Raw genomic sequence first — 11,697 nt, forward strand, 5'->3', positions numbered from 1 at the left:
AAAGGTCAAATTCGTAACAAAAGAAAACGATACCCAATAGTGAAAAAAGGAAAAGGTAAGTTTGAAAGCCAGAAAAAAAAACACAAAAAAGACGAAATCAGCTTAATTAATCTCAACATTTGTTTTTCATATCTGTTGATAGTCTAAATTTTTTGCATCCTTTCCTTGACTGTATCTTCAACTATTTAGTCTAAATTCCAGTCACCGAACGCTTGTCGTAACGAGTCCCAATAGCTCGATATTGCTTCAATTTTTGGAAAAAGTTCTCTACCAGATGGTGTCCTTGATACAATACGTGATCGTAATTATAGGGCTTAGTTCGGTTATTTTTTGATCCCACATTCCGCACGACAAAATGTAGTATGTAACAATGATAAATGTTCTATAATTCAGAGGCCATAGGTCAGAAAGGTTTGAGGCTTAAGGTTTGACCTTTGAAATTGAAAAATGCAGTTTTAGCCCGTCCCAAGTATAATCCCACAGCAGTGCAATCGCAAATTCTATTTATTTATAGGGACAAACAAAACATAAAACTCTACAATACAAATACTTAAAGATATAAAACTCAGAGATTGAATGTATCACGAAATAGGGTAGTAAGAATAAGACACAACTATACTTTCTATTTTTCAACATAACCGATCAGTCTGAATACCTATAAACTACTCTCTCATACTTATTTCTATCCCTGGACTCCTTCCCATTTTTATCTGAATGTAGATCCATAATCTCTTAATAATTAATTTGACAAATAGTCTCTCAAATTATCCGATACCAACTCTACAGCAAAACTTATCGATATTTAAATTGTTCTGACAAAAAAGCTTTCTAGTTTTTAAGGATATAAAAAAATGATGGTTTAACCTTCCGGAGTTACAACAATAATTGAGAATGTTAGTATTGTATAAATCGAAAAAAGGTTCTTGAATAGCCTCAAACAAATAATGTTTCGGTAAATCGAAATAAATTCACTTGAGATAAAGCAGGTCAAAAAGAAACTTTTTACTTATAATATTGTCTAGATACACAGTAGATGAATGTGTAATCCGGTCAGCTTACCCATATTCATCGTTGGTACATTGTTGCCCAATTACTGCCATTGCAGATTTTCTAAATTGGCCATTCAACCGAATCAATACTTAAATCTATATTTTAGTGCTGATGATCAAATTATCCGGAAAGTACTCCTGAATTAGTTAATAGGTGGTTGAAGAGGAGATTTAAAGAGCAGGCCTCAGAAATCTGAGACTAACATAGATGAAGAAGCAAAAAAAATGAGTGTTATCTATTAGTAACTTAGACTGCTTAGTTACTAATAGATAACACTTCAACTAGGCGTGCAAATTGCTAGTTCTGAGAATCATAACCAGCACTACTTTAAGCTTTTTTATACCAACACCTTAAGGTTGCTACATCAGGGAAACCCAACACTCCTGCACAGAGAAAGTTTCCCAAATCTAAAATCCAAAATGGTAGAACACCAAATCCACAGTCGTCATTTCTTTCCCATTTATTCATAATCAAAAGCAAAGATCGGGAGTTTTGGCGGAGTAAATTCAGCAGAAGGATAAAAAATAAGTGACACAGGAATTTCATATTTCAATTACTCCCCTGGGAGAAGACGAATACTTTGTTCGGACAGAAAAAGTACCTATTGGTGGGTTAGTGGCTGAAGAAATTGTCGAATGGCCTATAGAACAATGGTTAGCCCAAGCACGTCACCTATTTCGCGATCCATTACTCGATCTCCTAGAAGGAAAGTCCAACGCTCAGGTAGTCATCCCCAGTCAGGTTGTGGCCAGGTCTGGGGAAGTGGTAAGTCCAAGTTTAGTAGCATTAGGCCAAGAAATGTATCAAGAGCTATTCAAAGACACCCTGAGAGATAGCTGGAGTTGCGCTCAAGGAATAGCTCATAATCGAGGAGAGGTATTACAGTTACGTCTGGGGACTAAAGACAGACGTATATCCAGTTTGCCTTGGGAGGTACTCCATGCAGGCGATCGCCCCCTTGCTACTGGTACTGATGTAATGTTCTCTCGCTATCAACCTAATACTTGCTTACCTAAACAAACCCGGACACGAACTCCAGAAGAACCATTAAAAATCTTAATGGCGATCGCTGCTCCTAGCGATAAAGATAGTCTGCAACTAGAAAAAGAATATGAGGCGTTGCAACAAGAACTACAAATAAATAGTGGAGAAATTCAAATCCACCTGGATATTCTCAGGCAACCTGGACGAGAACAACTTACTCAACGTTTAGAGCAAGGTAAATATCAGGTTTTCCACTATGCAGGTCATAGCAACTGGGGTATTTCTGGTGGTGAAATATCTTTAGTTAGCAATATAACAGGGTTAACAGAAAGTCTCAGTGGTCGAGACTTAGCAGGGTTGTTAGTTAACAATGGTATTCAGATGGCGGTTTTCAATTCATGTCGAGGCGCTTACAACCACTTAGTTAACCCCACTGATGATGAAGTAGCGCTCAACTTAGCAGAAGCGCTAGTTAAACGAGGTATTCCGGGAGTGCTAGCAATGGCAGAACGTATTCCAGATGAGGTTTCCCTAAGTTTGACACGGCTTTTTTATCGAAATCTCAATCAAGGTTATCCAATAGACTTAAGTTTGAGTCGGGCACGACAAGGATTGATTTCTGCTTACGGTTCACATGAACTTTATTGGGCATTACCTGTTGTCTACTTGCATCAAGAGTTTGATGGTTGTCTGATTCAAAAAACCAGCAATTCGGCAAATGAAATTGTTAAGCCTTTTGAGGAATTTGTTGAGGAAAAAATTGCATCACCAAAGTCGCCAGAAGATTCAACTTGCGTAGAACCAAATATCGATCTAGAGAATATAGAGGAATTGCCTAGTGAACCTCAAACAGATAATCTTAATTGGCAGAATACCAATAATCAAGCTCAAGTAAAGACTCTCCAAGAGTTATTGCAAGAAAGAGAAATAAGAGAACAACTCAGTAATCAAAGCCATGAAAAACAAGAAGAAATAGTAACACCAATTCAGTCAGTATTAACCACATCAAATACTGAGAAAAAGTCTCAAAAATTTTCCTGGAAAAAAATATTAGTATCTGCAGCATCATTAGTAATGTTAACTTTTGGTACTAATACAATTACTTTCAATAGACTGTCACCAGGGAATGCTCAATTGCTTCCTAAAGCCCCAGACCCAGGGATTAATTATGACTATAACAGGGTTCGACTTGTTAATGTTAATGAAAAAAATAGTAGCATACAAGAAGCACAGATACTGGCAATTAGACAGTTTAAGCAAAATGATATTCTGGCTGGCAAAATGGTTGTAGAAATATTACTAGAAAGAGGAGAATTAGCAAAAGCAGGAGAAGCGATCGCTGCTGTGCCTACTCAAATCAACGACCATCCAGAAATTAATTTTCTTAAAGGTCGATTAGTTTGGGAAATCTTCCAAGATGGAAATCAAAATAATCTGATAGATGAAGCTATAAGTTATTGGGAAAAGGCTGCTGACAAAAGTCCAGAAAATATTCTATATCAAAATGCTTTAGGCTTTGCTTATTACACTAAAGGAGATATGGAAAAAGCTTATGGAGCTTGGTTAAAAGTATTGCATTTGTCAGGAGAAATTACTCCAGAAATGGAAAAAGTTCGTCCTGTTTATAATAATGACCGAAGACATTTATCTGTCAAGAAAAGAGAAGCTATGAATGCTTATGCTGGTCTGGGATTAATCATGCTAAAATCAGCTCAAAATTTACAAAAAACTCCTGATCGAGCTTTAAAATATGTTAGTAAAGTTATGAGAGAAGCTGGCAAAGAGTTTCATATCCAACAATTGCAAAAAAGTTGGTTGTGGTCTCCCATGGCTCGTCAAGATTGGGGTTTATTATTGAGACTTCGATATCACAAACAGCCAGTTCAACAGAATAAGCAGTTTGAAGATATTGCTTAGTAGTAGATTAAAATTAGATATACTAACGGTTTATTTTTAAATTAGTCATTAGCCAATTTAAAAAAGAGTCGGAATACAAGAGTGAGCAGCTGGAAAAATAATAAAGGAGGAGGTAGGAGAAAGGGAGAATTCAAATTTCTATCCACTCCTTGCTTCTCTACTTGAAAACTTCTTTAGGCATTCTCAAAAAAAGTAGAGTATTAAGCAGGCAAAAGAGTCAGATAATTTTTATTTTTTACTCCCTTCTAACTTCTACCACCGAAGGTTGATAATTATCAAAGACATCAAAATGACACAAAATTCTGAAAAAACTATCATTTTTTTTAACTCAGTTCCCGGTAGAATAGTTTCACATCTAATTGCTGTTTTATTCACTCTAAGTGGTGTTTGGTTATTTCAAAATCGACCAATACTTTCTTCAAAAACTATATCTATAACTCCCGATCCAATTAACCTGGAAAGATATGATAAAGAGCAACCAATTAATTATAGTGCCAATACTGTAGAAGCAGACAAACAACTAGCTATTGAACAATTTAATAAAAATGATATTCAAGCTGGAAAAAAAGCTGTAGAGTCTTTATTAAATAGAGGTGCTTTTAGAGAGGCAAAAGCAGCACTTAAGATTGTGTTAAAAGCAGGTAATAATGAGCAAAATGTTGACTCAGACATACTTTTTTTACAAGGTCGATTAGTTTGGGAATTAGCCCAATATGGAAATAGAAATTATACTGTAGATGAAGCTATATATTACTGGGAAAAAGCCGTCGCTCAACTCCCTGATTCTATTCCATATCAGAATGCTATAGGTTTTGCTTACTATACCAAAGGAGACCTGAAAAAAGCTTATTATTCTTGGTTAAAAGTATTAAAATTATCAGGAGAAATTGCACCAGAAACACAAATACTGCGTAACATTTCAATTGAGGCTTTACCAACTCCAGAAGTTGAACAAAAAGATGCTATTAATGCCTATGCAGGTATTGGATTAGTAATGATGAAATCTGCTCAAACTTATCAAGGAAATGAGCAAAGAGAACGCTGGTTGAGAGCTTTACAATATCGGACAAAAGTAATGAAAGAAGCTGCAATAGAATATCATATTCCCCAACTTAGACAAAACTGGTTATGGTCACGAGAAGCACTACGAGATTGGGATTTTCTCATGAGAACAGATTGGAATATATTGCAGAAACGAACTAATTAGGTTTTGCTGAAAAAGTCTTTTGGTCAGGGTAGGAGTCAGGAGTCAGTCCTCAGGAGTCGGGACGAATGGGAATTATAGAACCCATTTGGTATCTATTTAAAAATAGAGGGTGAGATGGGGAGGTCAGGAGATAAAGAAAGATTTGGCAATGGCTGAAGATAGGACATTTTTTTATACCGAGATTAAGCGGATTTGATATCACAATCATTAGACCTCTCCAACAAATAAAATTCCCTTCTGCCTTCTGCCTTCCCTCTACATATTGATAACTAGCTTCACCTAAACAGAAAAACTCTTAATTTCTATCCATTCTCTCTCAGATAAAGGTTCTGTAATTAGCTGAATTTTAAAACATTTCATAGCTGCTCTAACTAATGCTTCAATAATCCGATTAATCATAACTTCTCTCCTATCGACGGCAGATAAAACAGATGTAAAAATATCAGAAACTCCAGGAGAAGGTTGAGAGTTAAAAACATAACTAAAAAATTCAACATCAGGCGTTAAAATCATAGAACCATGTTGTAATATTGCCCTACCCTTTCTCAATTGGGCACTACCGATTAATTTTCCACCATTAGGTAATATTAAATCTGCACCAGTAGAAGTGCCAAAACAGTTAGGGTTGTGGATATAACCTCTTCCCGCACTGCCATAAACTAAGTCCACACCTAGCGATCGCCACCCCACTATTAAAAATTCACAAATAGCCTGATAAGACTCAATACGACTGCCAGGAAAACCAGAAGTTATAACACTATAAGTTAAATCTCCCTGATGCAAAACCGCCCTGCCACCAGTAGGACGACGGACAATATCTATCGGTTTGCCTTGCCAAGTCAGATTTTGCCAATATTCAGGATAACGTCGTTGATGATAACCCAGAGAAATGGTCACAGGTTGCCAGGTGTAAAAGCGGAGAGTTGGTGGAATATTTCCTTGCAGATGTTGGTGTAGCAACCATTCATCTATTGCCATTTGTAACTTGCCGGTTGTCGTTAGTAAGGGAATAAGTCGCCAAAACATCATGGAAGAAGGAAGAAGGAATAAGGAATAAGGAAAAATCTGGCGTTGTCTGAGTTTTAAGCTTTTGATATGTCAAATACAATAAAGGCGACTGCTATATTTCAGCGGATCAGTCTGCTGACCTGTTTTATTTCCATTTCCGAGTTTTCTAGCTTTAACTTTAGGTATTACAAGACAGTTATTAATAATTCTCTGAAGTAATTTTTGTGGCCTCATTTCTTTGAATACATATAATATCATGTTCGTTTAATAGCATGATAAAAAACTTTCTTCTCCTCTTCCCTCTTTTTTCCTCCCGACTTCTGACTCGGTCCTCCTCCGTCATTATTTATCAGTATTCAACCGCACATGATATAAGTACATTTTTTTTACTATACTTATCATATCAAATTATTTTTGCAACCCATAAAAATCCTTTAGAAACCTTCCGTATTTCCAGTAAAATATCTGATAAATCTGTAATCAATGTTTTTTTCACATCTACCTCTAGGTCAAAAATTAGAATTATCACCAAATCATGTTCATATTTGGAGTAAAAATCTAAAATCACCTCCATCTGAAATTGAAGAATTATCAAAAATCTTATCCTCAGACGAAATAGATAGAGCCAACAAATTTTATTTTGAACGAGATAAAAATCGTTTTATTATTGCCAGAGGAACACTCAGAAAAATCCTTAGCTGTTACTTAAATATTGAACCTAAAAAATTACAATTTACTTATAGTGAACGAGGCAAACCCTACTTACCAGATACCTCTATATTATTTAATTTATCTCACTCTCAAGATTTAGCTTTATATGCTATTACCACAGTTAATTTAATTGGTATTGACTTAGAATATATTCGCCCAATGAATGATGCTGAAGCCTTGGCAAAACGTTTCTTTACTTCCCAAGAATACAACCTTATTAGTCAGCTTCCTCCTCAACAGCAACAAGAAATTTTCTTCAAAATATGGACTTGTAAAGAAGCCTATTTAAAAGCTACTGGAGATGGGTTAGCAGGAGGATTGGAAAAAGTCGAAGTTTGTTTAAAACCAGAACAACCAATACAGTTTATTAGTATTAATGGAGATTTTCAAGAAGCTTCCCGTTGGTATTTACATCAGTTTATTCCTGAATCTAATTACATTGCTGCTGTAGTAGTGGCAGGGACAAATCAAAACTTGAGTTTTTGGCAGACACATAGAATTGGGTATTGAAGCTATGTTTAAAGACTGCACTCGCAGGTGGATATAATCTAGAAGGAAGTCAAGCCAATGTACAATGTTTGACGCGCTTTAATTTTACTGATAGCTATCGCTTATACGACTTCATGTTATCAAGGTAAAATTATCAAAAAATCCCGTGCTCAAAACTATACTTGTAGATTAACACAAGGCAGGGCGAAAAGATAAAAGATATAGCAAAATTTTGGTAGGGATGCACTACCAAAATTTTGATTATGGTCAATTAAGCGGACATGATATTAGGAATTCAGTGAGTAGCCAAAACTTTCAGCTAAGTTGCAACTCACTTCTCCTAAAAAATTTTCCTGATGATATATTTTCCACCGAGAAAATTAAACATAGCTTTCTCTAATTATAAACTGCTTAATATTAATTTTATATGCTTTAAGGTATTTATCGTTATCTTGGAAGCGTTGCTTTAAAAAAGTGTCTGGTCAACCTAAATTCAAGAAAAAAGGTAAAGATGATAGCTTTACTTTAGATGGTTCAATTACAGTCGGTTTTAATCAGATTAAATTACCAAGAATTGGATGGGTGAAAACTTACGAAATATTGCCAGATAATATTACTCCTAAGTCTGTAACTATTAGCCGAAAAGCCGACCGTTGGTTCATCAGTTTCAATTCTAGAGAGAAAGAAACTCAAATTACTGAGAAATCAGTAGATGTAGTTGGTGTTGATTTAGGTATAAAATCTCTAGCTACTTTATCCACTGGTGAAGTTTTTGAAGGGGCTAAATCAAAAAGGAGGTTAGAAGCTAAACTCTCACGACTTCAATACCTTAACAGACATAAAACCAAGTTTTCCAATAACTGGAAAAAAGCACAGCTAAAAATAGCGAGGCTACATACAAAGGTAGCTGATATCAGGAAAGATACATTACATAAACTAACTACCTATTTGGCTAAAAACCACAGTCAAATAGTAATAGAAGACCTTAATGTATCAGGAATGATGGCAAATCATAAGTTAGCTAAGGCAGTTGCTGATATGGGTTTCTACGAGTTTCGTAGACAGCTAGAATACAAGTGTAAATTATATGGTTCTGAGTTAATCATCGTTGATAGATGGTGTCCCAGTTCTAAAACCTGTTCTAATTGTGGAACTGTTAAAGAATCTCTTTTGTGATCAGAGCGTGTTTTTAATTGCGAACACTGCAATTTTAGCTGCGACCGAGACTTGAATGCAGCATTAAATTTAGCTATGGCGGGCAGTTTGCTCCGCAACGCTAACGCGAACGCCCGTGACAGCCTGTGGACTGGATAACGCCGACGTTGCCAGATAGAAACAGGAATAGAACAGGCTATCTAGAGAAAATCATAGATTTATATAGATAATCATAGGTTTCTAAGAACGGTGGAATATGAAGATCATATAAAACGGAGTTTGAGGCCAGTAGATTTTGGGGGTCACACTGCTTTGCATCACAAAAAATGATCAATTAAGCTAATATTGGCCAAATTTTGGGTTTAAATCTACTTTTTAGTCTAAAATTATACCTCACCTAGAGTGAGAATGAAACAGCTTCTGTGTAAAATCAATATTGATTAGCATTGCCATAGGACACCAAGATACGATATGCTGCGGGTATTCTGTTAACATCTTGATCAACTTCCTTAGACTTAGACTAGGATTAGGCTTTACCGATCTCTAATGGTAGAGATTTTTTGTGCCATGCTCGGTTACTTATGATAGTATTTTTGTCTTTTGTCCAACAAACCATAAATTTACGATCAAAGGTTTGAATTTTAAAACATTAATGATAGAATCTGATTGTTGTTAACAACCGTACATAAAATTCCTAGACTCATAAACATAAAATAGTGGCCTAGAGGTGTAAGTACCAAACAGGTGATTTTGGATAAAAAAACGACAAAGGAAAGAGTTTGATGTCAACCCAAATATACGTAACAAAAAAATCTGTTCAGGTAGCTAAAGATCAAAAGTCAAAAACCAGATCAAAAGACTATATAAAAAGTCTACAGAACAAACACTATACATTTAATGTCCTAATAGCCATAGGCATAATAGCCATAGGCAAACTAATAGCAATATCTTTACTATTATCGTGGCATCCGATAACTAGTGTAGAAATAGGAATACTAATAGGAATGTGTGGATTAAGTATGTTGGACATGAGCATCGGAGTGGACAACTACTATTCAATACCAGTGAAACAATCAGATAAATCTTAGCAATAATATATAGAATGGCTGTATGGAGGTTCAATCTTTAAAAGATAATGGATGCAAGTACATCCTCACCTGTCACTTCATTGTGGAACTATCGCTAACCAAGTATTTCTGAAACAAAAACAAAATAAAATAAAATTATCCCCGAGAAATTCTTACAGAATAATACATCTGTAGAAATAAAATTGGTAATTCAAACAAAATAATCAAAATTAATCAAAGTAAGTAAAACATGCACAGTTCTCAAATCGCTATTATAGGTATCGCTTGTAGACTTCCCGGTTCCAAAGACTACAACGAGTATTGGCAAAATCTGGAACAAGGCATAAATAGTATCAGTGAAATTCCTGCCGAAAGATGGGATGTAGAAAAATATTACTCTCCTCATCCTGAAAGACCCCATAAAACAATTAGTAAATGGGCAGGATTAACAGAAGGTATAGACCAGTTTGATGCCCAGTTCTTCGAAATATCTCCCAGAGAAGCAGAAAAAATAGACCCACAACATAGAATTATGTTGGAATTGAGCTGGTCTTGTATAGAAGATGCAGGTTACTCACCATCTGAACTTTCAGGAAAAGACATAGGTGTTTTTATAGGGGCGTGTAACTATGACTCTATTCTGTTGATGAACCAAAATCAAGATAATGTAGAGGGTCATAGTGGGACAGGAACTTGGACTTGTATGATTCCCAACCGTATATCTTCATTTTTTAACTTCCACGGTCCAAGTATTCCTATAGATACAGCTTGCTCGAGTTCCCTAGTGGCTGTTCATTACGCACTCAAATCCCTGAAAGAATCAGAATGTGAGATGGCATTAGTAGGTGGGATTAGTGTATTATTCACCTCAACAACATACATCCAGATGAGTCAATTGGGGATGTTATCGCCTACTGGACAATGTAGAACATTTAGTAGTGATGCTGATGGTTATGTGAGGGGAGAAGGAGCAGGAGTAGTTTTATTAAAACCTCTGACAAAAGCAATAGAAGATGGCGATCGGATTTATGGTGTAATTCAAGGAAGTGCTATTAACCACGGAGGTAAGGCGAGGACGATCACATCTCCCAATGTCTACTCTCAAGCTCAAGTAATTCGATCGGCCTATACTAACGCCAATGTTTCCCCGAATACAGTATCTTATATAGAATCTCATGGTACAGGCACACCATTGGGAGACCCCATAGAAATTAATGCCTTGAAGAGAGCCTACAAACAACTTTATAGTCAGTATGGAGTAGAAAAAACAGAGAAACCCTACTGTGGTATAGGAGCAGTAAAAAGTAATATAGGGCATTTGGAAGGAGCGGCAGGAATTGCTGGATTAATCAAAGTATTATTAGCAATGAAGTACAAAAAACTGCCAAAAATTGTCAATTTCAAAGGATTAAATCCACGGATAAATATTAAAGATACTCCTTTCTATCTCATAGAGGAAAATCAAGAATGGAAACGATTAAAGAATGAATCGGGTGAAGAGATTCCTAGACGTGCAGGTTTAAGTTCTTTTGGTATTGGTGGCGTCAATGCTCATATCGTTTTTGAAGAACCAGAAGAGGTTAAAGTTGAAAAAAATGATAATCTGGAGCCTCCCCAAAAGATTTTAACTCTCTCAGCACAGACAGAAATAGCACTGCAGGAATTAGCAAAAAAATATCAAGGTTATTTAGAATCAAAAACTGAATTATCGCTACAAAATATATGCTTCACTGCTAATACAGGGAGAACACATTTTGAAGAAAGGGTGGCGATAGTAGCCGAGTCAAAGAGCGATTTACAGGAAAAATTAGCAGATTTTCTTCAAGGTAATGACACAAATGGAGTGTTCAGAGGAAAGGTAGCAAGTCAGGAGAAGAAGATTGCTTTTCTGTTTACTGGGCAGGGTTCTCAATATGTAGATATGGGACGACAACTATATGAGACTCAACCCACATTTCGGAAAATTCTAGACCAATGCGATGAAATTCTAAAAGAATATCTAGAAGTACCTTTATTAGAAGTTATTTATTCTAAAGATGCACAAAAGTCAAGTGTATTAGACCAAACAGCTTATACCCAACCAGCTTTATTTTCAATAGAATACGCCCT

At 35.9% G+C, this 11,697-nt stretch carries 6 protein-coding genes and 2 pseudogenes; 5 read left to right on the plus strand and 3 right to left on the minus strand.

Features of this window, described 5'->3' with window-relative positions:
- Positions 1-211 precede the first annotated feature (211 nt).
- Positions 212-292, minus strand: a pseudogene (locus tag F6K27_RS12395) (IS5/IS1182 family transposase); the annotation flags it as partial.
- A 1,085-nt stretch (positions 293-1,377) separates the two neighbouring features.
- Positions 1,378-1,518, minus strand: coding sequence for a hypothetical protein (locus tag F6K27_RS12400; protein ID WP_287276146.1), 141 nt, complete (start codon positions 1,516-1,518; stop codon positions 1,378-1,380).
- Between the two features lie 60 nt (positions 1,519-1,578).
- Here F6K27_RS12400 and F6K27_RS12405 point away from each other — a divergent pair, with 60 nt between their 5' ends.
- Positions 1,579-3,951, plus strand: coding sequence for a CHAT domain-containing protein (locus F6K27_RS12405; RefSeq protein ID WP_287276148.1), 2,373 nt, complete (start codon positions 1,579-1,581; stop codon positions 3,949-3,951).
- Positions 3,952-4,240: 289 nt separating this feature from the next.
- Positions 4,241-5,158 (plus strand): hypothetical protein, encoded by a 918-nt coding sequence (locus F6K27_RS12410; protein ID WP_287276149.1) that lies wholly within the window; start codon positions 4,241-4,243, stop codon positions 5,156-5,158.
- Between the two features lie 279 nt (positions 5,159-5,437).
- On the opposite strand, the gene F6K27_RS12415 is transcribed toward F6K27_RS12410, so the two are convergent.
- Complete coding sequence (locus F6K27_RS12415) at positions 5,438-6,136, minus strand: lipoate--protein ligase family protein (RefSeq protein WP_287276151.1); 699 nt, start codon at positions 6,134-6,136, stop codon at positions 5,438-5,440.
- A 513-nt stretch (positions 6,137-6,649) separates the two neighbouring features.
- Between F6K27_RS12415 and F6K27_RS12420 the strand changes: the two genes are divergently transcribed.
- From F6K27_RS12420 to F6K27_RS12430, 3 genes and pseudogenes are all read left to right on the plus strand, one after another.
- A complete protein-coding gene (locus F6K27_RS12420) occupies positions 6,650-7,387 on the plus strand; it encodes a 4'-phosphopantetheinyl transferase superfamily protein (protein ID WP_287276152.1) in 738 nt (245 codons plus the stop codon).
- A 399-nt stretch (positions 7,388-7,786) separates the two neighbouring features.
- Positions 7,787-8,680 (plus strand): annotated as a pseudogene (locus F6K27_RS12425) (RNA-guided endonuclease InsQ/TnpB family protein).
- A 1,158-nt stretch (positions 8,681-9,838) separates the two neighbouring features.
- A partial coding sequence (locus F6K27_RS12430) for a type I polyketide synthase (protein ID WP_287276154.1) occupies positions 9,839-11,697 on the plus strand: 1,859 nt, incomplete at its 3' end.

The sequence above is a fragment of the Okeania sp. SIO2F5 genome, assembly GCF_010692685.1.
Taxonomy (GTDB): Bacteria; Cyanobacteriota; Cyanobacteriia; order Cyanobacteriales; family Microcoleaceae; genus Okeania; species Okeania hirsuta.

Excerpts from the sequence above, each read along its gene's own strand:
- F6K27_RS12415 (WP_287276151.1), bottom strand. The coding sequence starts at position 6,136 with ATGGCAATAGATGAATGGTTGCTACACCAACATCTGCAAGGAAATATT.
- F6K27_RS12410 (WP_287276149.1), top strand. The coding sequence starts at position 4,241 with ATGACACAAAATTCTGAAAAAACTATCATTTTTTTTAACTCAGTTCCC.
- F6K27_RS12420 (WP_287276152.1), top strand. The coding sequence starts at position 6,650 with ATGTTTTTTTCACATCTACCTCTAGGTCAAAAATTAGAATTATCACCA.
- F6K27_RS12400 (WP_287276146.1), bottom strand. The coding sequence starts at position 1,518 with ATGAATAAATGGGAAAGAAATGACGACTGTGGATTTGGTGTTCTACCA.